The sequence below is a fragment of the Caulobacter segnis genome (assembly GCF_019931575.1).
Taxonomy (GTDB): domain Bacteria; phylum Pseudomonadota; class Alphaproteobacteria; order Caulobacterales; family Caulobacteraceae; genus Caulobacter; species Caulobacter segnis_C.
The window spans coordinates 107,943-134,068 of sequence record NZ_CP082923.1 but is presented as its reverse complement, the minus strand read 5'-3'; the positions used below and the strand labels follow the sequence as shown (position 1 = coordinate 134,068).

General features: G+C 67.9%; 18 protein-coding genes, 1 pseudogene and 1 riboswitch. Of the genes and pseudogenes, 10 read left to right on the top strand and 9 right to left on the bottom strand.

The genetic code is table 11. The features are described 5' to 3' along the window. Positions 1-22 precede the first annotated feature (22 nt). Positions 23-718 carry a MarC family protein gene (locus K8940_RS00595; protein ID WP_223392612.1) on the bottom strand — a complete coding sequence of 232 codons (696 nt, stop codon included), beginning with the start codon at positions 716-718 and terminating at the stop codon, positions 23-25. A gap of 87 nt (positions 719-805) precedes the next feature. On the opposite strand from K8940_RS00595, the gene pyrF reads away from it, so the two are divergent. Then, a complete protein-coding gene (gene pyrF, locus K8940_RS00590; RefSeq protein ID WP_223392611.1) occupies positions 806-1,522 on the top strand; it encodes an orotidine-5'-phosphate decarboxylase in 717 nt (238 codons plus the stop codon). Here the strand turns inward: pyrF and ggt are convergent. From ggt to K8940_RS00565, 5 genes are all read right to left on the bottom strand, one after another. Then, the gene (ggt, locus tag K8940_RS00585; RefSeq protein WP_223392610.1) at positions 1,519-3,222 is read right to left on the bottom strand and encodes a gamma-glutamyltransferase; all 1,704 of its coding nucleotides are present in this window, start codon (positions 3,220-3,222) and stop codon (positions 1,519-1,521) included. The two genes, pyrF and ggt, sit on opposite strands and share 4 nt — an antisense overlap. A 101-nt stretch (positions 3,223-3,323) precedes the next feature. Beyond that, positions 3,324-6,350, bottom strand: a complete 3,027-nt coding sequence (locus K8940_RS00580) for a TonB-dependent receptor (protein WP_223392609.1) — start codon at positions 6,348-6,350, stop codon at positions 3,324-3,326. A 311-nt stretch (positions 6,351-6,661) separates the two neighbouring features. Further along, on the bottom strand, positions 6,662-7,093 hold the full coding sequence (locus tag K8940_RS00575) for an ester cyclase (RefSeq protein WP_223392608.1): 432 nt from the start codon (positions 7,091-7,093) through the stop codon (positions 6,662-6,664). Positions 7,094-7,176: 83 nt separating this feature from the next. Continuing rightward, a complete protein-coding gene (locus K8940_RS00570; protein ID WP_223392607.1) occupies positions 7,177-8,286 on the bottom strand; it encodes a hypothetical protein in 1,110 nt (369 codons plus the stop codon). A 67-nt stretch (positions 8,287-8,353) separates the two neighbouring features. Further along, the gene (locus K8940_RS00565) at positions 8,354-8,545 is read right to left on the bottom strand and encodes a DUF1674 domain-containing protein (RefSeq protein WP_223395982.1); all 192 of its coding nucleotides are present in this window, start codon (positions 8,543-8,545) and stop codon (positions 8,354-8,356) included. 158 nt (positions 8,546-8,703) lie between these two features. Between K8940_RS00565 and K8940_RS00560 the strand changes: the two genes are divergently transcribed. From K8940_RS00560 to K8940_RS23915, 7 genes and pseudogenes are all read left to right on the top strand, one after another. Further along, on the top strand, positions 8,704-9,111 hold the full coding sequence (locus tag K8940_RS00560) for a hypothetical protein (RefSeq protein ID WP_223392606.1): 408 nt from the start codon (positions 8,704-8,706) through the stop codon (positions 9,109-9,111). A gap of 77 nt (positions 9,112-9,188) precedes the next feature. After that, a complete protein-coding gene (locus K8940_RS00555) occupies positions 9,189-10,478 on the top strand; it encodes an RsmB/NOP family class I SAM-dependent RNA methyltransferase (protein WP_223392605.1) in 1,290 nt (429 codons plus the stop codon). Positions 10,479-10,573: 95 nt separating this feature from the next. Continuing rightward, a complete protein-coding gene (gene rpe, locus K8940_RS00550; RefSeq protein WP_223392604.1) occupies positions 10,574-11,233 on the top strand; it encodes a ribulose-phosphate 3-epimerase in 660 nt (219 codons plus the stop codon). Positions 11,234-11,236: 3 nt separating this feature from the next. Beyond that, positions 11,237-12,973, top strand: coding sequence for a heparinase II/III family protein (locus tag K8940_RS00545; protein WP_223392603.1), 1,737 nt, complete (start codon positions 11,237-11,239; stop codon positions 12,971-12,973). Between the two features lie 4 nt (positions 12,974-12,977). After that, entirely contained in the window at positions 12,978-13,265 is a 288-nt protein-coding gene (locus K8940_RS00540; protein ID WP_223392602.1) for a hypothetical protein, read from the top strand. A gap of 92 nt (positions 13,266-13,357) precedes the next feature. Continuing rightward, positions 13,358-14,674 carry an ATP-dependent nuclease gene (locus K8940_RS00535; protein ID WP_223392601.1) on the top strand — a complete coding sequence of 439 codons (1,317 nt, stop codon included), beginning with the start codon at positions 13,358-13,360 and terminating at the stop codon, positions 14,672-14,674. A gap of 35 nt (positions 14,675-14,709) precedes the next feature. Next, positions 14,710-14,804, top strand: a pseudogene (locus K8940_RS23915) (hypothetical protein). A 420-nt stretch (positions 14,805-15,224) separates the two neighbouring features. Here K8940_RS23915 and K8940_RS00525 read toward each other — a convergent pair. After that, positions 15,225-16,454, bottom strand: coding sequence for an NAD(P)/FAD-dependent oxidoreductase (locus K8940_RS00525; RefSeq protein WP_223392600.1), 1,230 nt, complete (start codon positions 16,452-16,454; stop codon positions 15,225-15,227). 888 nt (positions 16,455-17,342) lie between these two features. Continuing rightward, positions 17,343-17,423, top strand: a riboswitch (ZMP/ZTP riboswitch). Positions 17,424-17,447: 24 nt separating this feature from the next. Here K8940_RS00525 and purH point away from each other — a divergent pair. Next, complete coding sequence (gene purH / locus K8940_RS00520) at positions 17,448-19,037, top strand: bifunctional phosphoribosylaminoimidazolecarboxamide formyltransferase/IMP cyclohydrolase (protein WP_223392599.1); 1,590 nt, start codon at positions 17,448-17,450, stop codon at positions 19,035-19,037. Between the two features lie 19 nt (positions 19,038-19,056). Continuing rightward, positions 19,057-19,809 carry a dienelactone hydrolase family protein gene (locus K8940_RS00515; protein ID WP_223392598.1) on the top strand — a complete coding sequence of 251 codons (753 nt, stop codon included), beginning with the start codon at positions 19,057-19,059 and terminating at the stop codon, positions 19,807-19,809. Here K8940_RS00515 and K8940_RS00510 read toward each other — a convergent pair. After that, on the bottom strand, positions 19,806-21,116 hold the full coding sequence (locus tag K8940_RS00510; RefSeq protein ID WP_223392597.1) for an MFS transporter: 1,311 nt from the start codon (positions 21,114-21,116) through the stop codon (positions 19,806-19,808). The genes K8940_RS00515 and K8940_RS00510 overlap by 4 nt on opposite strands. Positions 21,117-21,175: 59 nt before the next feature. After that, positions 21,176-26,017 carry an NAD-glutamate dehydrogenase gene (locus K8940_RS00505; RefSeq protein ID WP_223392596.1) on the bottom strand — a complete coding sequence of 1,614 codons (4,842 nt, stop codon included), beginning with the start codon at positions 26,015-26,017 and terminating at the stop codon, positions 21,176-21,178. Between the last annotated feature and the right edge of the window lie 109 nt (positions 26,018-26,126).

Here is a 26,126-nt window from a genome sequence, read left to right as displayed (position 1 = left end):
CGCTCGGTGTCCAGAGCCGAAGCTACTTGGATTCCGCGTAAGGGGCCTGGGCGTCCTTGCGGATCAGGCCGCGCGTGGCGTCGCCCACGCCCATCAGCACGAACTGCACCGCCAGGGCGCACAGGATCAGGCCCAACACCCGCACGACGATGCTCATGCCGATCCGGCCCAGCACCTTGCTGATCAGCGGCGCGGCCCAGAAGGCGGCCACGACCACGGCCGAGACGGCGGCGATCACCGCCACCCCGATCCCCGCCCCCGCCAGGCCCAGGGGCTTGGCCTCGGCGGCGTAGATGATCACGGTCGAGATCGCCCCCGGCCCAATCAGCAGCGGCATGGCGAACGGCACGATCAGCCGCTCGAACCGCTGGCGGGCATAGGCGCGCGGCGACTGATCCTCCACGCCCTCGGCGGCGTCGGCGAACATGGTGGTGAAGTCGTCGCGCACCATGTCCAGGCCGAGAATGAACAGGATGATGCCGCCGGCGATGCGGAAGGCCTGCATCGAGATGCCGAAGAAGGCCAGCAGACCCACGCCCGTGAAGTAGAAGAAGATCAGGAACGCGGTCATGAACAGGCCGATATAGACGGCCACCATCCGCCGCCCCGCCGCGGCCGCGCCCAGGGTGGCGGCGGCGAACAGCGGCACGTTGCCGATCGGGTCGATCAGGGCGAACAGGGCGACGAAGAAGTTGACGGCGAGTTTGGCCTCGGTCATTCGACGTCCTTACCTTTTCGATGCGCCTGAACCTGCGCCCCATGTCCTAGGGGCTACGACGTCGCGCGCCAACCCCTGGGGGAAGACATGACCGCCGACCCGCGCCTGATCGTGCCGCTGGACCTGCCCACCGTCGACGACGCCCGCGACATGGTCGAGCGCCTGGGCGACGCGGTGTCGTTCTACAAGATCGGCCTGGAGCTCTTGGCCAGCGACGGCATGACCCTGGCCCGAGAGCTGAAGGCCAGCGGCAAGTCGATCTTCCTGGATTGGAAGCTGCACGACATCGGCGCGACCGTGGAGCGCTCGGCCCGCGTCCTGGCGACCAGCGGCTGCGACCTGCTGACCGTCCACGCCGAGCCGCAGGTGATGCGGGCCGCGGTGAAGGCGCGCGGCGACTCGTCCCTGAAGGATTCTGGCCTGAAGATCCTGGCCGTCACCGTGCTGACCAGCCTGACCGACGCGGACCTGTTGGAGATGGGCTACGCCTTCGGGGCCCGCGACCTGGTCGAGCGCCGCGTGCGTCAGGCCATCGAATGCGGCGTCGACGGCATCGTCTCCAGCCCGCACGAGGCCGCCCTGGCCCGCGAGATCGCCAAGGAGGCCGCGCGCCCCGACTTCCTGATCGTCACCCCCGGCGTGCGCCCCTTCTGGTCGGCCAAGAACGACCAGGCCCGCGCCGCCACCCCCGAGGCCGCCATTCGCGCCGGCGCCAGCCACCTCGTCTGCGGCCGCCCGATCACCGCCGCCAACGACCCCCGCGAGGCGGCGCTGAAGGTGGCGGCCGAGATCGCGGGGCTCTAGGGCTTCACCACCAGCGCCACGCCCCGCGCCCGGGGATCGGCCACCGGGACCGGCGTCCTGCCGACCACCTGGATGGCCTCGATGTCGCCGTTGTAGTCCTGGGTCACGGTCCTGTAGCCGCGCGCCGCCAGGGCCGCCTTCAGGGCGTCGGACGGCGGGGCGTAGGGCTCGTAGAAGATCGTGTTCTCGGGCAGCAGCTGGTGGTGAAAGCGCGGGGCCTTCTGGGCGGCCGGCAGGCTGAGGCCGAAGTCGTAGACGTCGGCCAGCACCTGGAACACCGAGGTGAAGATCCGCGAACCGCCCGGCGTGCCGATCACCATCGCCGCCCGCCCGTCCTTGACCAGGATGGTCGGGGTCATCGAGGACAACGGCCGCTTGCCCGGCGCGATGGCGTTGGCCGCCCCGCCTACGACACCGAACATGTTGGGCGCCCCCGGCTTGGCCGAGAAGTCGTCCATCTCGTCGTTCAGCAGGAAGCCAGCCCCCTCGACCACCACGCCCGAGCCGAACCAGCCGTTCAGGGTGTAGGTATTGGAGACCGCGTTGCCCCACCGATCCACCACAGAGAAGTGGGTGGTCTGCGGCTTCTCCAGGCCTGGGACCACGGCCTTGGTCGGCGAGGGTTTGTCGGGGTCCACCGCCCTGGCCCGCCGGGCCACATAGGCCGGATCGATCAGGGCCGAGACCGGGACCTTCCAGAAGTCCGGATCGCCCAGGTACTCGGCCCGGTCGGCGAACACCCGCTTTTCGATCTCCGAGACCAGATGGACGTACCGCGGGTCGTTCAGGGCGACGCCCCGGAAGCGGGGCGCCAGGTCCTGCTTCATCAGCAGCAGCTGCATCAGCGCGATCCCGCCCGAGCTGGGCGGCGGGGCGGTGATCACGTCGTGGCCGCGCCAGGTCGCCTTCAGCGGTTCGCGCCACACGGCCTTGTAGCCGGCGAGGTCGGCCTTGGTGATCAGCCCCTTGACCGGTCCGCGCGCCATCTGGGCGACCAGAAGCTCGGCGGTCCTGCCCTCGTAGAACGCCTTGTCGCCGCCCTGGGCGATCCGCTCCAGGGTCGCGGCCAGCTCCGGCTGCCGGAACATCGCTCCGGCCTTCAGCCCGCCGAAATGCGCCTCGAAATTGGTTTGGGCGAACGGCGCGCGGCTGCCGTCCAGGATGCCGATCAGCTGCGGCGTCACCAGGAAGCCGTCGCGGGCGTAGCGGATCGCCGGCGCCAGCACCCGCGCCCAGGGCAGCTTGCCGAAGCGCTTGTGGGCCATGGCCAGGCCGCGCACCGTCCCCGGCACGCCGACCGCCAGATTGCCGTACTGGCTGAGCGCGGCGACGGGCTCGCCGTCGGGACCCAGATACATGTCCGCCGTGGCCGCCGCCGGCGCGGTCTCGCGGTAGTCGAGGAAGTAGGGCTTGCCGTCGACATACAGGGTCATGAACCCGCCGCCGCCCAGATTGCCCGCCTCGGGATAGGTGACGGCCAGGGCGAAGCCCGTCGCCACCGCCGCGTCGACCGCGTTGCCGCCCGCCTTCAGGATCTCACGCGCCGCCAGCGCCCCATAGCGGTCGGGCGAGGCCACGGCCCCGGCGTCAAGGGCGCGGACGGCGGCGGCCTTGGACTTGGCGGGGGCGGCCAGGACCGGCGGGACGGCCAGCAGCAGGGCGGCCGACAGGCTCGCGGCGATCCGGGTGAGCAGGCGCAAGAGAAAAGTCCTCCGAGCGATGACACGGCCACGTTAGAGCGCGCCATCGCCCGAGGGGAGTCCGGCCCGAGCTTTCGCCCGGGCCGATCCGATGGACGCCTCTAGAAGCTCCAGTCGAAGCCCAGACGCACGGAACGCGGGGCCTGATAGGCCGTCGCCTTGCCGTAGTCGGTGTCGACCTCGCCCGAGTCGGTCTCGCCGTACTCGTAGGCCTCGCTCACGCCCTTGAAGTTGAAGACGTTGAAGATGTCGGCGCGCAGCACCAGCTCGCCCGGGATCCGCGTATACGGAACCGTGTAGCGGAACGACACGTCGATCTTCTTGGTCCAGTCGGTCTTGAACTGGGTCCCGCGCGCGGTCAGGTCCCCGCCGCAGTACCAGGCGGCCGCGCCGTAGTCGGCGTTCAGCAGCGTGTCCGTCGGGTGCAGGCCGATGCAGCCGTAGTGACGCGGCGAGATCAGCGACATGTTCGTGCCGATCAGCAGCTGCTCGTTCACCTGGTAGGAGCCCGTCAGCTTGAACTGATGCCCGTGGTGGTTAGGCAGCAGGCCATAGGCGCCTTCCATGACCGAGGCGAAGTCGTAGTCCTGGGTGATGCCGGTGTCGGACTGGCCGATGTCGGACTTCACCCCGCCCTCGTAGTTGCCCTTGGATTCTGACACCACGTACGAGCCCTGCAGGCCCCACTTGCCGTCGAAGGCGCGCTCGAAGGCCAGCTCCAGGCCGATATACTCGCGCTTGGCCTTGGGCAGGGCCAGATCCTCGCTGGTCAGGGTGATGGTCCGCGCCGTGGTCTCGCCCGGCAGGGCCTGGTTCAGCTTGACCACCGCCGAGCTGCCCGGATTGACCAGTAGGTAGTAGGTGTCGCCCGGCCACAGGCTGGCGCAGCCGGAATAGCCGTTGCGATTGCACCAGTTGACCACCGCGTCGTCCAGATAGGCGTCCTCGGCCGTGCGGCCCAGGTTGCGGTAGGTCAGCACCGCGCTGGCGGTCCACAGGGTGTTGAACCGGTGCTCGTAGCCCAGCACGAACTCGTCCTCGTAGGTCGACTTCAGGTTCTGGGCCGCGATGTTGTCCGAGGTCGGGGCGACGCCGTCCGCGCTGACCGCGCAGCCCACCGTGCCCGCCGCCGTCAGGCCGCCGGCCGGACAGGCCTTCAGCACCGCCGTCGGATTGGTCGTGGTGGTGATCTGGGTCGACAGGTTCGGCAGGTAGCTCGAGGCGTTGTAGCCGTTGAACAGGTAGTATTCCGAGAAGTAGGTCTCGGCCGCCGACATGCGGTAGGCGGTGTTGGCCGCAATCGGCTGGTAGTAGCGGCCGTACGAGCCGAACAGCTTGTCCTGGCGGTTGCCGAACGGGTCCCAGTTGAAGCCGAAGCGCGGACCGATCTCCTTGTCGAACTGGGCGAAGGTGTCACCCGAGCCGTTGCTCTGGGCCATGTTGTCCCAGCGCACGCCCAGTTGCAGGTTCAGGCGGGGCGTGACGTCCCACGAGTCCTGGATGTAGGCGGCCTTGTTGCGGCCCTCGAACATGCCACCCGAATTGTAGGTCAGGACCTGGACGTACTGGGTCCCGGTGGCCAGACCCAGCGTGTTGGTCGCCCCGGCGGTGCGGTAGTAGTACGAGTGCCCGCCCGTGCGGCGCGAGTACTTGGTGTAGGTGAGCTTCTCGTCCTCGTAGCCCAGGCGCACGTGGTGGTCGCCCAGCAGGCTGAAGAAGACGTCGGCGTCGGCCCGCCAGAACTCGCGGTCCATCTGCACGGGATAGGTCACGCTGCCGGTGGTCTGGGCGCCCACGCGCTGGTTGGTCGTACCCAGCGTCTTGTAGTCGTAGATGTAGGGCGTGGTGCTGTTGCTGGGCAGGATCGAGTTGCGGTCGCTGTTCTTGCCGTAGGCCGCCGAGATCGTCAGCCAGTCGGTCAGGGTGTTGGTGTACTTGCCCACCCAGCTGACGCCGCCGTACTCGTAGCGCGTGCGGGTCGGCGTAGAGCCCAGGACGCCGTTGCTGTAGCCCAGCGTCGTACGGTCGACGACTCGCGTGGTGTCGAACCAGGTGAACTCCAGGCGCTGGCGGTCGGTGATGTAGCCGTCAAGCTTCACGCCCCAGAACGGATCGTTCTGCTTTTCCTTGTAGCGGGCGCTGTTGACCAGCGAGTAGGTGGTCGAGGTCTTCTGCTGCTGCTGGTTCATCACGTAGAAGAACAAGCGATCCTCGATGATCGGGCCGCTGACCTCGAACGTCGTGCTGTTGGTCTCCTCGGCGTACTTGCTGTTCTCGTACTGGAAGGTGTCCGGCGACGTGCTGCGCAGGCCCGCCGGCGTGAAGTTCTGGTGGACGGCGAACTTGAACTGGTTCGAGCCCGACTTGGTGACCGCGTTGATCACGCCGCCGGTGGCGCGGCCGTACTCGGCCGGGATGCCGCCGGTCTTGACCTCGACGGTCTTGTAGAAGTCGAACGGGATCGTCGAGCCGCCGATGCCCGTCGCGAAGTTCGTGACGTTCAGGCCGTTGATGTAGAAGCTGTTTTCCGAGACCCCCGAGCCGGAGACCGACGGCTGGTTGCCAAAGGCCGTGTCACCGGCCACCGCGCCCGGCGTCAGCAACACCACCGAGGTGATGTCACGGCCGACCGGGACCTGCTTGACCAGGTCTTCCAGATCGACGGTCAGGCCCTTGGTGGTCTGCGAGAAGTCGAGCTGCGGATTGGCGGTCGCGGTGACCACCAGCTCGGCGACCTCGCCCTCGGCCGAGAGCGTGAAGGCGTAGTTGCTGGTCCCGCCCAGGGCGACGCGGACGTTCTGGTCGCCGCCCGGCTGATAGCCGTCCTTGGTGATAGTCACGGCATAGGCGCCGATCGGCACGGCCTGGGCGCGGAACTGCCCGTCCGTATCCGTGGTCAGCGTCCGTTCGAAGCCTTGGGCCAGCGACTTGACGACCACCTTGGCGCCGCCGACCGGAGCCCCGGCGCTGGAGACGACCCGGCCGACCAGGGCCCCCGAGCTGAAGTCCTGGGCCGAGGCCACCGTCGGCGTCAGGGCCGCGCCCGCGGAAAAGGCGGCGACACCGGCCAACAGGCTCGAAGCCAGGAGCCGACCGCGCAGGGCGCGGTGGGAAAGAGAGAAATGCATTGAACCCCTCGTGTGACATTTCGCTGTCTCGAGGTCCGCTTGCGTAATGAACCGAAATATCGGGCAATATTACCCTATATGGCGCTCATATCGGCAAGTTGATCCCGAAGGGTTCGGTTGAACTGGTTGGATTTGTCTCAGAAATTGCCGCTGGCCGATATCTTCTGTTATATGACGAAAAAGCAATGATGGTGTGTCGGGCGCACAACACCTTTTGCCGCGTGACTCTACTCTACGCGGTCGTTATTGCGCGGAACTCACGTCGAACGGCAGGGCCTGCCGACTTGAGGCGCATTTCGAGGATGGTTCGTCTACGCCAGCTCCAGCGCCCGCAGCACCGCGAACTGGTCGTAATAGGGTCGCTCGCAGATGATCCGGTCGCCGCCGGGCGGGAACTCGAAGCTGGCGGCCATGCGGATGCGGAACGGCTTGCCGGTCGGTTCGACCGTTCGCTCGCCCAGCCTCAGCGGACCCAGGTGCGTGCCCGTCAGCCAGAACTCGACCAGAACCGTGTCGCCCGCGTGGGCGATGGCGATGATCTCGTTGCCCTGGTCGGGGAATGGCGTGCGCGAGGCGGCGAAGTAGCCGCGCACCGCCGCCTCGCCGTCGAACACCGCGCCGCTCCCGTACATCTCATAACGGGGGTGGTCGAAGGTGGCGATCACCGCGTCCCAGTCATGCACGCACTCCAGGGCCATGTGGTCACGCACCACCTGCATGCGGCGTTCGGCGAGACTTTCCATCACGCTCCTCCCTTTGTTTGAGAAGAGCGTCGCCCGTTTGGCGCCGAAAGTCGCCCCCCCTGCCCGATCCCAGCGAACAGGCGCTAGCGCTTCGGAGTCAGATTCTGCAGCAGAAGGTTGGTCTGCAGGGTCCGCAGCCTTTGCACCGCGGCGGCGTTCGATACGGCGTCCGCCGCGGCCGCGCTCCGATCTTCCGCGCGCGCGACGTCGAGTTTCCGCCCGACATCCTTGATCTCGCCCTGCAGCTCACCGATTTCCCGGCTCACGTCGAGGGATTGCAGCTGAAACTCCAGAAGACCCTGGGCGCTTTTCGGCGCGCCGCTCTTCAGCTTTTCTCTCGCCGCCCGCTGCTCTCCGATCAGACGTTCGAGCTTCTCGTTGAGCGAGACCAACTGAGCCTCGACGTTCGCCGTCCTGTCAGGCGCCTTCGGCTTTTCCGGCTTCGCCGGCGTGAAGGTGAGCGTGATCGTGTTGGTATGGACGTCCTTGACCCTCGCCAGACCGTCCGAACCCGAGGGCAGCGCCCAATATTTCAGCGTCCAGGACGGCCCGCCGCCGATCTCGCGGGTCACGATGAACTCCACGACGCTCCCAAAGGAAGGCTGGGTCTCGTCGTCCCTGACCACGGCCTCGCGAGCGCCGGCCTCGAGGCCCCTCGCCACGATCTCTCCGATCCTGAGGTTGCCGGTCAGCGCATAGGGCCGTTCCTTTGGCGCGCCGTCCAGGTTCGCGTTCACCGTCGCGCAGACCTCATTGCTGATGGCCGGAGGAGTCGGCGGCTCGCCGCCAATTCCTGGCGGCGTTCCGGTAAGCGCCCGGGCGCTCAGGACATAGTCGGAGGTGAAGTTGCGCCGCCTCTGACGAGCGATCTCGCCCGACAAGCTCGTCACCAGCTTCGTGTCGGCCAGCTTCAAAGGTTCGGTATAGGCGACGGACGGCGTGAGGCTGAAGGCGTCCTCGATCTCGAACACGACGCCAACGCCGATCAGATAGTCGCTCTTCGCCAGCGCGCCTGGGTTGGCGTCATAGGCGCGCCTGATCTCGCAGGAGATGTGCTTCAGGACATCGTCGACGCTCGGAGACGTGTCGTCCGCCCCCGTCTTCGCGCCGAGCGCGGGCAAGCCCGGCACGGTGTGCATGCAACCCGCCAGCAACACGGCCGCCGGCAATAGCCCCAGCCCGATCCTCTTCATTGAAGCCCCCTCCAACAGAGACTTCAAGTATGGGTTGTTATTTTTGAGTTAGCAACAATGTCGTGCGTCAGAAGTCGACGGCGACGCCCTTCTTCTCCCAGTCGCCGAAGCGGGTCGGCTCGGGGCCGTCGCGGCCGCCCTTTTCGGGCGGCAGGGCCGCGGCCTGCTCGACCGCGCGGCGGGCGGCGGCCTCTTCCAGCGCGCGCCGGGCGGCGGGGGTCAGGTCCTTGCCGGGGGCGGCGCCCAAAGGGGCGCCCAGGGAGGCGTCCCCCTCGGTTTGCGACGAAGATTGCGACGAAGACGGCTGATCCTGCGACATGAATAAGGTTTAACATCATCGCGCTTGCGCGCGCCACCGTGTCAGTGTTGAACCCCCGGCTTCGAATATCGGCGTTCGTCGATCGGGGAGATATAGACATGAACACCAGTCGTTGGCCGTACGCCTTCTTCGGCATGGCCGCCTTCTACGCCATGGTCGGGGTATCCTGGGGCCTGGCCATGAGCATCAGCAAGCACCACGAGACCTATTCGGCGCACGCGCATCTCAATCTACTGGGATGGGTCAGCCTGGCCCTGATGGGAACCTTCTACGCCCTGCTGGGCCAGCGGGTCGCCAACTGGGTGAAGCTGACCAACTTCGTGCTGTCGAACGTCGGCGTCGTCTGCATGATCAGCGGCCTTTTCATGTATCTGGGCCAGACCGGCTCGCCCGCCGTCTACGGCCCGCTGCTGGCCGTTGGCGGGCTTTCGGTCATCGCTGGCTTCTTCGTGTTCGGCCTGACGGCGGTCACCACGGCCGTGCGCGGCCCCGTCGCCCCTATCTGACCTTCGGCGTGTGATCTCGGCGCCGGATTTCGTTCAAATCGCTTGCGCTCGCCGTCGCCTTTGGGCACGGCGAGGCGGTGACTCAAGAATTGAACGACGGCCTCCCCGCTCGGGAGGCCGCCTTGACCCTGATCGACGCGGCCCTGTCGCGTCGCGGCGGCATCGACGAAGCCGCCTCCGCCAACGGTTTCCGCTTCCTGGAGCCGCGTGAGCGCGCGTTCGCCCGCGCCCTGGCCATGGCCGTGCTGCGCCACCTGGGCCCCATCGACCGCGCCCTGGCCGCCAAGCTGCAGAAGGCCCCGCCCGACCGGGTGATGCACCTGCTGCGTCTGGGCGCCGCGCAAGCCTTCCACCTGGAGGTCCCGGCCTTCGCCGCCGTGGCGACCTCGGTGGAGCTGGCCGGCGCCAACAAGGCCAGCCGCCCGTTCAAGGGCCTGGTCAACGCCGTGCTGCGCGGCCTGCTGCGCGACGGCCCGCCCAGTGACGACCCGACCCTGCTGGCCCCGCCCTGGCTCTACGCCCGCTGGGTGGCCGCGTTCGGCGAGGCCACGGCCCGCGAGATCGCCGGCCAGATCGCCATCGAGCCGGCCACCGACCTCTCGCTGAAGCCCGGCGCCGACGTCGCCGCCCTGGCCGAGGCGCTCGAGGCCGAGGCCCTGGACGGCGGATCCTTGCGCCTGCGCCGCAAGGGCGACGTGGCCGCCTGGCCCGGCTTCGAGGACGGGACCTGGTGGGTGCAGGACGCCGCCGCCGCCGTCCCCGCCCGCCTGCTGGCCATCAAGCCCGGCGACAAGGTCCTGGACCTGTGCGCCGCGCCGGGCGGCAAGACCCTGCAGCTGGCCGCGACCGGCGTCGAGGTCGTGGCCCTGGACCGCTCGGCCGCCCGCCTCAAGCGCGTGACCGAGAACCTGGCCCGCACCCATCTCGAGGCCGAGATCGTCGCCGCCGACGCCGCCGTCTGGGAGGACGACCGGACCTTCGACGCCATCCTGCTGGACGCCCCGTGCAGCGCCACCGGCACCTTCCGCCGCCATCCGGACGTGCTGTGGGCCGCCCGCCCCGGCGACGTCGCCAGCCTGGCGACCGTCCAGGCCCGCATCCTCGACAGCGCCGCCGACCGCCTGAAGCCCGGCGGCCAGCTGGTCTATTGCGTCTGCTCGCTGGAGCCCGAGGAGGGCGAGGCCCAGGTCGAGGCCTTCCTCGCCCGCCGCGCGGACATGGCGCTGGACCCGATCGCGGCCGGCGAAGGCGGGTCGGCGGGGTTCCCCGAGGCCAGCCTGACCCCGCGCGGGACCCTGCGCCTGCTGCCGCATCACCGCGACGGCGGCCAGGACGGCTTCTTCGCGGCCCGATTCCGCAAGGTTTAGAGGGCGAGCCTGTTTATCCGCTTCCGATGTTCCATCGAAAACGGACAGGCTGCTAAAGGGCTGACAGCGGGGCGCGACGCGGTTATCCCAGGACCATGACCGCGCCGATCATCGCCCCGTCCATCCTCGCCTCCGACTTCGCCCGCCTGGGCGAGGAGGTCGCCGCCATCGAGGCGGCCGGCGCCGACTGGGTGCATGTCGACGTGATGGACGGCCATTTCGTTCCCAACATCACGCTCGGCCCCGACATCGTCAAAGCCATCCGGCCGCACGCCAGCATCCCGTTCGACGTGCACCTGATGATCAGCCCGGCGGACCCCTACCTCGAAGCCTTCCGCGCCGCGGGCGCGGACATCATCAGCATCCATCCCGAGGCTGGCCCGCACCTGCATCGCTCGCTGAAGCGGATCCGCGAGCTGGGGGCCAAGGCCGGCGTGGTGTTCAACCCTTCGACCGGCCTCGACCACGTCGAGTGGATCCTGGAGGACGTCGACCTCCTGCTGGTGATGTCGGTCAATCCCGGCTTCGGCGGCCAGAGCTTCATCCCCGGCCAGCTGCGCAAGGTCGAGGCGCTGAGGAAGCTGGTCGACAAGGCGGGCCTCGACGTCATCATCGAGGTCGACGGCGGCGTCACCCCGGTCACCGCCCCGCAGTGCGTGGACGCCGGCGCCACCGCCCTCGTGGCCGGCTCGGCGGTGTTCAAGGGCGGCCCCGCGGCCTATGCCGACAACATCCGCGCGCTGAAGGGCGGCTGATCCTTGAGCCCAGCCGTCAAGCGTTCCGCCAACGGCTTCAAGTTTCCCGCGCGACCGCGCGGCGGCGTCCTATGGAAAGCGCTTAAGGCAGAGCTTGCCGCCCACGCCGAGCGCGAGTGGTTCGGCTCGGGCCCCCACCGCCTGCTGCTGGCCCTGCCCCGGCCCGAGGGCCTGGCCGCCCGTCCCCACGACCCGCGCCCCACCGCCCCCGCCCACGGCAAGAAGATCCTGGCCGGCGCCCTGGCCCTGGACGGCGGGTCCCTGCGGCTGGGTCCCGACGGCGACCCGTTCGACACGGCCAGCCCCTCGCGCCGCTTCGCCGTCAGCCTGCACCGCTTCGACTGGCTGCCCGACCTGGTCGCCGCCGGCCCTGAGGGCGCCCGCCGGGCCCTGCGGCTGCTGGACGACTGGCGGCGGGTGTTCGGCAAGTGGAACGCCTTCTCCTGGAGCCCCGAATGCGTCGAGCGCCGGGTCTTCCACCTGGCCTGCGTCGCCAAGACCCTGGCCGCCGAGGCCAGCGACGCCGAGATCGCCGACCTGACCCGCGACCTGGCCCGCCAGGCCCGCCACCTGCTGGAGATCAAGCGCGCCCCCGAGCGCGTCCTGGAGCGCGCCGCCGCCGCCACGGTCGCCGGCTGCGCCCTGGCCGGCAAGCCCGGCGAGCGGCTGATCGACCGAGGCCTCAAGGCGGTCGCCCGCCACATCGACCGCATGGTCCTGGCCGACGGCGGCCACGCCACCCGCTCGCCCGAGGCCGGGGTCGAGCTCTTGTTCGACCTCTTAACCCTGGACGACGCCCTGGGCCAGCGCGGCCGGCCCAGCCCCGAGGCCCTCTCGCGCGCCATCGACCGCCTGTCGACCGCCGCGCGGTTCTTCACCCTGGACGACGGGCACCTGGCGGCCTTCCACGGCGGCGAGGCCATCGGCCCCAAGCGCGTCGCCGCCGCCCTGGCCCATGACGACGCCGGCCCGCGCCCCTTAAGCGCCGCCCCGCACAGCGGCTACCAGAAGATGGCCGGCGGCAGCCTGGAGGTGATCGCCGACTGCGGCCGCCCGCCGCTGGGCCCGCTCAGCGTCCACGCCTGCGCCCAGCCGGCCGCCGTCGAGATCGTCTGCGCCAAGGACCGCCTGATCACCAGCTGCGGCTGGAGCCCCGAGGCCGCCGGCGCCCACGCCTTCCGCCTGTCCGCCGCCGCCTCGACCGTCTCGGTCGGCGACGGCTCGGCCGGCCGCCCCCTGTCGGGCTTCCGCGCCAAGGCCCTGGGCCCCTGGCTGGTCGACGGCGCGACCAAGGTGGAGGCCCAGCGCCACGACGACGTCGGCGGCACCTGGCTGGACATCGTCCACGACGGCTGGCGCCATGTCGGCCTGACCCATTCCCGCCGCCTCTTCCTGGACGCCGTCGCCGACGAGCTGCGCGGCGAGGACAGCCTGACCCCGATCGCCGCCGAGCCCGGCGCGGCGGAAGGTCCCCGGCGCTACCTGCCCTTCGCCGTCCGCTTCCACCTGCACCCCGAGGCCCGCGCCTCGATCGCCCGCGACGGCAAGAGCGTGCTGATCCGAGGCCCCAACACCATCGGCTGGTGGCTGCGCAACGACGCCGTCGATGTCGAGATCGCCCCCAGCGCCCACTTCGACCACGGCCAGGCCCGCAAGGCCGGCCAGATCGTGCTCAAGAGCCAGGTCCGGCCCGAGGTGGGGGCGAAGATCCGCTGGAAGCTGACGCGGGCGGAGGGGTAGGGCCATGGGCTTCACCCGCAGGCCGCCGATCGACCCAGGCCGGGCGCGACACGTTCCCGAGTACACGGACGAGGAGATCTCCGAGGTCGTCGCCGCCCTGACGGCGGACGCGCCGGACCTGCTGGCTGTGCTGGAACGCCAGGCGCGCGAGCCGGGCAGCGTGCCGATGGCGGACTATGACGACGCCTACGACCGGATGCTGACCTACCTGTTCGAGCGCGGGTACGTGCACACGCATATCGAGATGGCGATGGTGTTTCGGGGGGTGCGGGAGAGGGTTGGGAAGCGGTGAGCGTTTTGGAGCGCAAAGCTTAGCTACGGCTTGCACGATTCAACCTTTTCATGCTGCGATTAATCCTCACCCGTCAACATGGTTGATACGCCGTGGCTACCAATTTCTCCGATCTTATATTTAACCCAACCATCGATGGCATTGTTCCACCCGGAACAACAGGATCAATAAATATACTCACCGGAATGAATAATTCTGGAAAGTCCGCCTACTTAAAACAAACTATAGACAATAAGGATAAGCTTTATATTGGTGTAAATAGATTTTACTCATTCCATCATCTTCAATTTTACAATGGCAACAACAATGAATTGGATGATTTTTACAATAGTATGTTTCACACCAAGCGGCAGCCATTTCAAAATTTCGAAGGCGCGTTCTTCAATGCTGCAACAGCGTTAACAAGACTTACCAATCATAGACGAAAGGCCTTGTTTAAAACCTTCAAAGAATTGTTTGGTCACGAAATAGAGGTGAAAGCAGAAGACCCAAATAATGAGTTCTCAAACAGATACGTGTCAGTTGATGGAGATAGCTTAAGCGTAACGTCGAGCGGAACGAGGTTATTTCTAGGAATTCTCGCGGCGATAATGGATGAAAGATTTAGCACGATCGCCATTGATGAGCCGGAACTTGGGTTATCACCAATATTGCAGCGCAGACTTTCTGAAGTCATTATGGGACCAAGATATTCATCAAATCTTTTCCCCCACAATCCGAATATCATCATAAGTACACATTCACATCTATTTCTTGATAAGATAAATCCTAGCAATAATTGGATTGTATCCAGAGAAAATAACAATATATCAGCTCGGCGGTGTATAGATTTTTCAGAGCTTCACGATATTCAATTAAGACTTTTGGGAAATGATCTTGGAGATTTATTTCTTCCTCACGCGGTAATATTTGTTGAGGGGGAAACTGATAAAATGTACCTTGAAAAGGTCATCAGAATTTTATTCCCAAAAACACGGGCAGTAGTACAAGACTGTGGCGGAGATATCGCCCAGAGATTGAATTACTGGGCTCAATCAATTGGGGATATTCAAACTAGCCCGTATAGGGAACGCACATTTGCGATATACGACAAAGTTGAACAAGCAGGTCTAGATAGAATCTGCAACCGCCTCGGACTACCCGACAATAATAAAATAAAGTGGTCCGGAAATGGTATAGAGTACATGTATCCGGAATCCTCTATTAGAGAGGTTTTTAAAACCACCTCCATCAACTCATCAAGTATCACAATTGATGGAGATTATGTTAGATGCGGAACTATATCATATAAAAAAATGGAACTTTGCAGAATGATCTGCGATACCATTGACAAATCAACGATATATCCCAAAGAATTCGAAGAAAAATTCCTATCTACATTCTTAAATATTGCAGCAATTTCTGCATAAACTAAACTCTCTCATCCTGGCGGAGCCGTCCTTACATCTCTCGAAGGCTGGAGCGTGCTGGGCTGACCGGGTTGGTCAAGGACGGCGCTCCGCGCCGCCGCCGCGCGGTCGCCCTGCGGGCGGTCCTTGAGCAACCCGGGCAGCCCAGCGATCGTCTCGCCGTGAGATGAAGGGGGTGTCTCCCTTCCGGGGCGGAAGGGATGTTGTGACTTCCACTGGACACAACGAAATGATGGTAGGCAGGGGCTTGCCATAGGTCTTTTTAGGCGACGGCCGCGTTTTTGCGGTCGTTACAGAAGGGCCTGCGCATGGCCGACCTCATCACCGCCGTTCCCGTCATTTTGCTGATCGTCGCCCTGACCAGTCTCATCAAGGTCATGAAGCGCTGAGCGTACCAAACCCCTCTCTCATAGAGAGAGGGAGGGGCCCGCCGCGAAGCGGTGGGAGGGTGAGTGGTTACGAGGTTTGACGGCGTGCCGGCACGCCGGCCGGCGGTGAAACCCCTCACCCGACCCGCTTCGCGGGCCACCCTCTCCCTCTGGGAGAGGGATTACGCCGCCGGATGCCCCGCCAGGCTGAACAGCCGCGCCGTCTCGGCGTCCCCCGCCTTGCCCAGCAGGCGATCGGCCACGTACTCGCCGACCATCGGCCCGTGCTTGAAGCCGTGCCCGCCGCCGCCGAAGGCCAGCCAGACGTTGTCGAAGTCGGGGTGACGGTCGATCACGAAGTGGCTGTTTGCGGTATTGTCCACCTGGCAGACCCGCGCCTCCATCACCGGCGCGTCGCGCATCGGCGGGAAGCGGCGGCCCATGTAGTCGCGGCCCTTCTTCAGCAGGTAGTCGGTCGGCAGGCGCTCGGCCGTGTCCGGGTCCTGGGTGACGCGGCCGCCCGCCTCGGGCGAGTATTTCAGGCCGCGCTCCAGGCTGCCGAAGCCGTAGCCGCCGGCGATGTGGTCGTGCCAGGCCGGCTGTTTGGGCCACGAGAAGCGGTCGTCGCCGGCCGGCGTGCCGAAATAGAAGTACTCGCTGCGCCAGACCGAGACGCGCGGGGCGGCCAGGGCCGGGAACAGCTTGGACGCCCACGGCCCGCAGGCGAACACGAACTGGCCCGCCGCCACGGCCTCGCCGCCGTCCAGGGTCAGCGACAGCAGGCGCCGTCCCTGGGCCTGGCCCGGAACCGCGCGGGCGAAGCGGAAGGCTCCGCCCTTTTTGGCGAAGGCTTCCATGGTCGCCAGCACCGCCTCGCGCGCCTTGATCACCGCCGCGCTGGCCGTCGTCTCGACGAAGGCGAAGTCGACGTCGTCGAAGGCCATCTGCGGATAGCGGCGCTTGAGCTCGGCCTGGGGCGCGACCTCGTAGGGCAGCTTGAGGGCCTCGAAGATCGCCTTCTGGGCCGTTAGGCCCGGCGTCCAGCGGTCGGCCAGCTCGATGCGGGCGTTGGGATAGAGCAGGGTGCGGCCATATTCGGCCTCGCGCGCCTTCCACATCGCCAGGGCCTTCATCGCCCACGCCGAATAGAAGCCCTGGTCGCCATAGCCGGCCCGGATCGAGCGGGTCTCGCCCGAGGACGAGGCGCGCGGGCTGACCGGGCCGTACTGGTCCAGCGACAGCACCGACAGGCCGCGTTCGCGCAGGGACAGGGCCGTGAACGCCCCGAACACCCCCGCCCCGACCACGGCGACGTCGGGGGCGCCGGGCTTGGGCTGGGCGCCGGCGGCGGACGCGGCCAGGGTCGCCGCCCCGCCGGCCGTCAGGTTCAGGAAACCGCGCCGATCGATCATGCCCCGCCCCCGTGGTGGTGTTCGGCCTTTGTTATGAAGCCGGCCGGTGGCGGCGCGGAGGGAAAAGCGGGCCCGCGGCGTGCGCGGCGGCGAGATGCGCGGGGATTGGGCAGGGGCTTTGAATCCCTCTCTCATGGAGAGAGGGAGGGGCCCGCCGCGTAGCGGTGGGAGGGTGAGAGGGTAGGCGAAGCCCCTGGACGACCTTGGCGCGGTTGGGGACGATGTGCCGGCACGCCGGTTGAGGGTGTAACCACTCACCCTCCCAAGCTTCGCTTGGGCCCCTCCCCCTCTCTAAGAGAGAGGGATTCACGGGGATTGAGCGCGCTCTGTCCTCGGAATTCGCGAGATCGACTCCCGCAAAATCAATCGCTTGTCGATTTTAGGCGCCGCTGAATGATCCGCGTTGAATCCCGCCCCCATACTAACTGCACCTGATGGCGCGGAAGGGACGTCCGGCCGGCGATCGAGACGGCTGTCAGGGGTGGTCGAGCGGGTAGCGCTCGCCGGTCTTTCTTCGGGAAGGCGTCTTCGCGACGGATCCAGCACGGGCTCCCTGAAACATCGGGACGAAAGGCTGGCGGCGAGGATTTCGGCGGCGCGACAGGTCCGGGCTGAAATCGCCCGGGCGTTCCGGGACCGGGGTCGTCGCCCCGGCCCGCCCGTCGGGGGCCTCTCGTGAGAGCGGGTTAAGACCCCGCGCCTCGTGGGCTCATCGGATAACGCGCCACGCGGAGCGTCCTGGCTTCGTCGAAACGGTATCAAACTGCTCATCCTCCGGGCGAGACCCGGCGCTCCGCGTCCCTTTCCATCCCTTCAGCGGTCTCCGCGTGAAGCGGCGGTGGCATGCCCGCGCCGCATTGACTCCCCCGCTCGCCCCCGTATTTTCCGGCCCGTTCGAGTGACTGGCGTTGAAGGTGGGAAACCACCGGGGAGCTCGATACGCATAAGCCGCGCGCCTGGGCTCCTTTCCGAACACGAAACCTGGAGTCCGCCGTGCCCGCCGCCCCCGACTATCCGTCCGCCCCCGATCTCGTCGCTCCCAAGCGCGCCCTGCTGTCGGTCTCCGACAAGACCGGCCTGGTCGAAGCCGCCCAGGTCCTGCACGCCGCCGGCGTCGAGCTGGTCTCGACCGGCGGCACCAAGGCCGCGATCGCCGCCGCCGGCATCCCGGTCAAGGACGTCTCGGACCTGACGGGCTTCCCCGAGATGATGGACGGCCGGGTCAAGACCCTGCACCCGGTGGTGCACGGCGGGCTTCTCGGCGTTCGGGATGCTCCCGAACATGCGCAAGCCATGGCCGACCACGGCATCGGCGGCATCGATATCCTGTATGTGAACCTCTATCCGTTCGAGGCGACCGTCGCGAAGGGCGGGTCCTACGCCGAGTGCGTCGAGAACATCGACATCGGCGGCCCGGCCATGATCCGCTCCGCGGCCAAGAACCACGGCTATGTCGCCGTCTGCACCGATCCGTCGGACGTCGCCGAAGTGCTGGAGGCCCTGAAGGCCGGCGGGACGACCCTCGCTTTGCGCCAGCAGCTGGCGGCCCGCGCCTATGCCCGCACGGCGGCCTATGACGCCGCCATCTCGGCCTGGTTCGCCCAGGCCCTGGGCCAGGACTTCCCGGCCCGCAAGTCGATCGCCGGCGCGCTGCGCCAGACCATGCGCTACGGCGAGAACCCGCACCAGAAGGCGGCCTTCTACACCTTCCCCAACCCGCGCACCGGGGTGGCCACGGCCACCCAGCTGCAGGGCAAGGAGCTCAGCTACAACAACATCAACGACACCGACGCGGCCTTCGAGCTGATCGCCGAGTTCGACCCCGCGGCCGGCCCGGCCGTGGCGATCATCAAGCACGCCAACCCGTGCGGCGTGGCCGTCGGCGCCAGCCAGCGCGAGGCCTATGAGCGGGCCCTGGCCTGCGACCCGACCTCGGCCTTCGGCGGCATCGTGGCGGTGAACTCGCGCCTGACCCGCGAGGCGGCCGAAGCCATGGTCGAGATCTTCACCGAGGTGGTCATCGCCCCCGAGGCCGACGACGACGCCGTCGCCGTATTCGCGGCCAAGAAGAACCTGCGCCTGCTGGTGACGGGCGGCCTGCCCGACCCGCTGTCGACCGGCGACACCTTCAAGAGCGTGGCCGGCGGCTTCCTGGTTCAATCCCGTGATGACGCGCGTATCAAGGCCTCGGACCTGAAGATCGTCACCAAGCGCCAGCCGACCGACGAGGAAGTCCGCGACATGCTGTTCGCCTTCACGGTGGGCAAGCACGTCAAGTCCAACGCCATCGTCTATGCCCGCGCCGGCCAGACCCTCGGCGTCGGGGCCGGCCAGATGAACCGCAAGGACTCGGCCCGCATCGCGGCGCTGCGCGCCGCCGACTTCGGCCTGGACCTCAAGGGCTGCGCCTGCGCCTCGGAAGCCTTCTTCCCGTTCGCGGACGGCCTGATCCAGGCGGCGGAGGCGGGGGCGACGGCGATCATCCAGCCGGGCGGCTCGATGCGCGATCCGGAGGTCATCGAGGCGGCCGACAAGCTCGGCCTTACAATGGCCTTCACCGGCGTGCGAGTGTTCCGGCACTAGTCGCGCTTAAGAGGTATCCATGGACAGCGCCGCCTGGGGCGAACAGGTCGCCCGACACTCCCGGGTGTTCAAGCCGGCGGGCCTGGGGCCTTTCCCGGTGGCGCTGATCCTGCACGGCTGCGGCGGCAAGACCCCGTTCCTCGAGGACTACGCCCGGACGGCCGTCGCGGCCGGCTGGGCGGCCGTGGTGGTCGACTCGCTCAAACCCCGCGGCATGTCGACCCTGGACGCCAAGCTGTTCGTCTGCACGGGCGTGGCCCTGGGCGGGCTGAAGCGCTCGGCCGACCTCTTCGCCATGCTGGCGTGGCTGGAGGGCCAGAGCTGGGCCGACCCGGGCAAGGTCTTCTTGGCCGGCTGGAGCCACGGGGGCTGGACGATCATGGACGGCTACGCGGTGGGCGTGAACGCGGCGCGGGCCACGGGCGTGGCCGACGCCGACCCGGTCAAGCTGCGCGAGCGGGTCAAGGGCGCGCTGCTGGTCTACCCCTATGCCGGCTACCCCTCCCTGACCTCGGCCCGGGGCTGGGGAGAGTGGGCGCCGCCGGTCTGGTCGGTGCTGGGCGGCAAGGACCAGGTGGTCGGCCACAAGCTGCCGGCCAAGGCCCTGGACCGGCTGAGCCGCGACGGGCTGAAGGTCGACCGGGTCTTCTATCCCGACGCCACCCACGCCTTCGACGACAACAAGGCCAACGATCCCCGGGCCCGCTACCGGCCCGACCTGTTCGAGAGCGTCAGGACCTATTTCGCCGGAGCCCTCAAGGCCTGCGCCTAGGGCGCCTTGCGCGGGGCCCGGGTCAGGACCAGGGCGCCCAGGGCCATGAAGGCGGCCGAGACGACCACGGCGATGCGCTGGTCGCCGACCAGGCGGGTGCCGACGGCGATGACCAGCGGGGCCATGAAGGCCGTGGCCTTGCCCGACAGGGCGTAGAGCCCGAACCACCGCCCCGTCTCGCCCGCCGGGGCCAGCTCGGCCATCCAGGCGCGCAGCGACGACTGGGCCGGCCCGAAGGTCAGGCCGACGAACAGGCTGAAGAACAGGAACATCCGCTCGGGCGTGCTCGAGAACAGCGCCCCGCCGGGCCGGGCGGGATCGACGGGGATCAGGAAGAAGATCGTGTCCCTACCGACCAGCCCCACCCCGACCGCGCCGAACAGGATGACGGCCGTGGCGACCAGCACCGTGGCCTTCGAGCCAATCCTCTGGTCGACCCGTCCGCCGATGAAGGTCCCGATCCCGGCGGCCACCGACAGCAGGATCGCGTACAGCCCCAGCTGCGTCGTCGTCCACCCGAACAGGCCCGCCGCCAGCACCCCGCCAAAGGCGATGAAGCTGGAGATGCCATCGCCCAGCAGCATGCGGCCGATCAGGAAGCGCGCCATGTGCGGGCGGCTGGGCAGGCCTTGGATCGTCTCCCACAGCTGGGCCAGCGGCCTCTTGTCGCCGCTCTCGGGCGGCCGGGGCGCGATCAGCATCAGTGGCCAGGCGAAGGCCAGGAACCATAGGGCCACCATCGGGCCGACGATGCGGTCCGGTTCGTGCAGCGCCTTGGACAGGCCCAGCATCGGGACCTTGGGCAGCGAGAAGCAGAAGAGGACGATGAACAGGGTCAACAGGGCGCCGACATACGCTAGCGCCCAAGCGCTGCCGGACAGGCGTCCCACCTGGCCCGGCTTGGCCACCACCGGCAGCAGGGCGTTCATCACCGTGCCCCCCAGCTCGGTCACGACGCCAGCCACGACCAGGCAGCCCAGGATCAGCGGGATGCGGCCCGTCTCGCCCGGAACCGCCAGCCAGAGCGCGGCGCTGGCGATCACGAACGGAAAGGCCAGGCCGACCAGCCAGGCTCGGGGATTGCGCCGCGCGTCGACGCTGGCCCCGACCAGGGGCGATAGAACCGCGATGGCCAGGCCGGACACGGCCCCGGCATAGCCCAGCAGGGTCTGCCCCCGGGCCGCGTCGCCGACGAAGCCGGCGGCGAAATAGGGCGTGAAGATGAAGGTCGCGATCAGCGCCCAGTACGGCTGCTGCGCCCATTCGTAGAGCGCCCAAGCCGCGCGTCGGCGATCACCCTGATCCATGCGCTCACGCTCCCTCTTCGCCTCCACCCCTAAGGGAGCGGAGGCGAAGGAGCCAGCCTTTAAGCCGCCGTCGAGAGCTCGCGCAGCGCCGCGTTGGCGATGGTCAGTTTGGCGAAGGTCCAGCCGCCGCCAGCCTGCTCGATGTCCTCGATCGTGCGCTTGACCGTTCGGGGACGATCGCCGCGCAGGGCGGCCCAGGACGAGATGGCGGACTTGGCCGCGGCCTCGTCCTCGCCGGCCTGGGCGTTGGCGGCGAATTTGAGCACCGCCTCGGTGATCGCGGTCTGCTCGGTCAGCATGTCCTCGATCAGGCGGCGCACCGCCAGGCGCTCGAAGCCGTCGCCGCCGACGAAGGAGCCGGCCGCGCCGCGCAGGCGGTCGAAGCCGAAGGCCGCGCCGACCTGATGGTACAGGCGGGCGACGTTCTCGACGCTCCAGCTGGAGGCGCTGGCCAGGTCGACCAGGTCGGCCGCCGTGGTCAGCGGCTGCAGGGCCGCGACGGCCTGGGCCAGGGCTTCCGGCGCGCCATCGGCGACATAGGCCTTCACCCGCTTGGCGACGGTCTTCTGCTCGAACGGAGACAGGATGGCCGGCGCCATGCCGGTCAGCGTCTTCACCGAAGGACCGTAGGCCTCGACCAGCTGCCTGACCGTCGACTTGTCACGATGGGCCCGGCGGGCCAGCCAGAAGCTGAGGCTGCGCAGGGCGTAGGCCAGGGCCTTGTAGAGCGCGGTCTGACCATCGGCCGAGGCCTTGTTGTCGAGCGCTCCCACCTGGTCCCACAGCCCGTCGATCCCGAGGATCTCGCGGGCGGCGGTGAAGCCCACCACCACCGCGCCGATGTCCGAACCGGCGGCGGCCTTCAGGCGGCTGGCGAAGGTCGGGCCGCACATGTTGACCATCTGGTTGCCGACCACCGTGGCGATGATCTCGCGCTTCAGCCGGTGCTTCTGCATGGCGTCGGCGTAGCGGCCCAGGCCCTTGGGGAAGTAGCCGCGCAGGGTGGCCTCGAACCACGGATCGTCCGGCGCCTGGCTGGCGACGATCTCGTCGAACAGATCCAGCTTGCCGTAGGCCAGCAGCACCGCCAGCTCCGGACGGGTCAGGCCCTTGCCGGCGGCCTTGCGCTCCAGCAGCGCCGTATTGGTCGGCAGGCCCTCGACGCGCCGATCCAGACGGCCGCGCTGTTCCAGGTCGACCATGTAGCGGATCTGGGCGTCGACCTCCGAGACCGCGTCGCTCTCCAGCAGGGTCAGGGCCAGGGTCTGGTCGTAATTGTGCTCCAGCACATGGTGGGCCACGTCGTCGGTCATCGAGGCCAGCAGCTGGTTGCGGTCGGGCCGGGTCAGCTCGCCGCCACGCTCCAGGATCCCGGTCAGGATCTTGATGTTCACCTCGTGGTCGGAGCTGTCGACGCCGGCCGAGTTGTCGATGGCGTCGGTGTTCAGATGACCGCCCGCCCCTCCCGAGCCCATTTGGGCGAACTCGATCCGGCCCGCCTGAGTCAGACCCAGGTTCGCGCCCTCGCCCACGACCTTGACCCGCAGGTCCGCGCCGTTGATGCGGATGGCGTCGTTGGCCTTGTCGCCAGCGTCGGCGTTGCTCTCGCCCCGAGCCTTCACATAGGTGCCGATGCCGCCGAGATAGAGCAGCTCGGCCTTGGATTTCAGGATCGCGGTCATCAGCTCGGCCGGCGAGACGGCCTCGGCCTTGATCTCGAACAGGGTCCGGACTTCCGGCGACAGCGGGATGCTCTTCAGGCTGCGGGCGAAGACGCCGCCGCCCTGCGAGATCTTGGTCTTGTCGTAATCGTCCCAAGACGAACGCGGCAGCTTGAACATCCGGTCGCGCTCGGCCCACGACACGGCCGGATCCGGGTTCGGGTCGAGGAAGATGTGGCGGTGGTCGAAGGCGGCCAAGAGCTTGGTCTGCTTGGACAGCAGCATGCCGTTGCCGAACACGTCACCCGACATGTCGCCCACGCCGACGGCGGTGAAGGTCTCGGTCTGGATGTCCTTGCCCAGCTCGCGGAAGTGACGCTTGACCGCTTCCCAGGCGCCGCGGGCGGTGATGCCCATGACCTTGTGATCGTAGCCGACCGAGCCGCCGGAGGCGAAGGCGTCGCCCAGCCAGAAGCCGTAGTCCTCGGCCACGCCGTTGGCGATGTCGGAGAAGGTCGCCGTGCCCTTGTCGGCGGCGACGACCAGATAGGGATCCTCGCCGTCATGCACGACGACCGAGGCCGGCGGCACGACATTGTTCTCGGCGTCGAGATTGTCGGTCAGGTCCAACAGGCCCGACAGGAAGGTCTTGTAGGCGCGGATCGCCTCCGTCTGGATGGCGTCACGATCGCCGCCGCGCGGCAGCTGCTTGGGATAGAAGCCGCCCTTGCTGCCGACCGGCACGATGACGGCGTTCTTGACCTGCTGCGCCTTCACCAGGCCCAGCACCTCGGTGCGGAAGTCGTCGCGGCGGTCGGACCAGCGCAAGCCGCCCCGGGCGACCGGGCCAAAGCGCAGGTGCACGCCCTCGACGTGCGGGGCCGAGACGTAGATCTCGCGGAAGGGCTTGGGGGCCGGCAGGTCTTCCAGCTCGCGCGAGGCGATCTTGAAGCTGATGTAGGGCTTGGGCCCGCCGTCGGCGGCCGGCTGGTAGAAGTTGGTCCGCTGGATCGCGCCGACCAGCGCGGCCAGGCGACGCAGGACGCGGTCGGCGTCCAGGCTTTCCACCGCCTGCAGGGCCTCGACGATCTTGGTCTCGACGGCCTTGGCCTGGGCCTGGCGGCCGGCGAGGTCGGCGCGGACGGCCGGGTCGAACTTGGTCTGGAACAGATCCAGGATCAGACGGGTGACGCCCGGATGGTCCGCCAGCGCCTGCTCCTGAACGCCCTGGCTGGGATCCAGGCCCGACTGCTGGCGATAGCGGGCCAGGGCGCGGATCAGCGCGGCCTCGCGCCAGCCGATGCCCAGTTCCAGAACCATGCGGTTGAAGCCGTCGCTCTCGGCCCGGCCCGTCCAGATGGCGACGAAGGCGGCCTCGAAGGCCTGCTTGATGTCGGCGAAGACCAGGTGCTCGCCGGCCTCGTCGCGCAGCACGAACTCGTGCACCCAGATCGGCTTCCCGTCGGGCGAGACCTTGAAGCCATCCTCGATCAGGGCCTTCAGGCCCATGTGCTCCAGGATCGGCAGCACGTCGGCCAGGGGGGCGGCGGCGCCCGGGCGATAGAGCTTGAAGCGGAAGGTCACGGCGCTGTCGCCGGGACGGCGGAAGGCGCGGACCCGGACGGCCTCGCCCTGCGCCAGGTCGTCGATCACCTGGATGTCGGCCAGGGCTTCTTCGGCGTCGTACTGGTCGCGATAGCCGGGCGGGAAGGCGCCGGCGTAGCGGTTCAGGATCTGGACGACACGGCCTGTCTGCCCTTCGCGGACGGCGGCCTCGAAGCGGTCGTCCCAGGTGCGGGCGGTCTCGGCGATGGCGGCCTCGACGGCGGCCAGGTCCGGCTCGCCGTGATCGCCGGGCGTGACGCCCAAGATGTAGTGCACGCGCGCCAGCGGCGCGTCGGAGAAGCTGGGATAGTAGGCCGACACCCGGCCCCGGAAGGCCTGCGCCAGGATAGCGCCGGCCCGGGCCCGGACGCCCGAGTCGTAGCGGTCGCGCGGCACGAACAGCAGCACCGAGATGAAGCGGTCGAACGGGTCGCGGCGGGTGAACAGCTTGACGCGCGGACGGTCATAGAGATGCAGCACGCCCAGGGCCGTGGTCAGCAGTTCGGCCTCGTCGGTCTGGAACAGCTCGTCGCGCGGCCAGGTCTCGAGGATGTTGCGCAGACGCTTGCCGTTGTGGCTGTTCGGATCCTTGCCCGCGCGCTCCAGGATGTGCACGACCTTGCGGCGAACCAGCGGCACCTCGTGGGCGGGGGTTTCGTAGGCCTCGGCGGTGAACAGGCCCACGAAACGGACCTCGCCCGAGGCCTTGCCGTCGGCGCCGTACCGGCGCACCCCGACATAGTCCATGTAGCCGCGACGGTGGACGCGCGAGCGCAGGTTGGACTTGGCCACCACGATCGGGTCGCCGATGTCGATGTGGGTGCGGATCTGCGCCGACAGAATGGCCGGCTCGCTGCCCCGGCGCAGCACGGTGCGGGCCTGGTCGCGCAGCACGCCCAGGCTGCCCTCGGGCTGATACAGCGGCTCCTCGGCCGCGTAGCCGCCGTCGGCGGTGCGGGGATATTCGTATACGCGGGCGCCCAGGAACACGAAGTGGTCGCTCTCGAGCCAGTCGAGGAAGTCGAGGTCCTCGGCCTTCTCCTCGGTCGAGACCGGGGTCGTCGCGGCCTGCAGCTCACTGATCGTGCGGCGCATCAGGGCGCGCATGGGCTCGAAGTCCTGCACGGCCAGGGCCACGTCGGAGAGCGCTTCGCGGACGCCCGTCACCAGGGCCGTCTCGCGGTCCTCGCCCACCGGGGCCAGCCAGATCTGGATCATCGAACGGCGCACGCCGCCGCAGTCGGCCACGGGGTGGAACATGGCCCGGACCGAGAAGCCGGCCTCGGACACCTCGCCCATGATGCTGTCGACCAGGAACGGACGGTCGGGCTGGACGATCTCGAGGAGGTCGGAAGGGGTTTCGCCGCCCTCGGCGCGACGCACGCGGATGGCGGGTTCGGACAGGTCCTTGGCGCTCTCGCCGAAACGCCAGAAGTCGGCCAGGGCGCGGGCCACGTCGGCGACGTCCAGGCCGGGCAGCTCCTCGGCGGACCAGTCGTCCTGGGCCTGGGCGGCGAAGCCGCGCGCGGCCGGCGACAGCGCCTCGACGGACATCCCCAGAGCCTGGGCGAAGGCGCCGACCAACGGGCCGATCGGAGCCTCAATCGACTTGAGGTCGTTTTTTTCACCGATCATGGGAGTTCCTCGCGAATTTTTGGCCGCAACCTAGCCCCATCGGGCGCTACTTCAACCGCTAACTCGGAAATCTGAAAGAATTCGTGCCGTCTCCGAACCACGCGCGCGA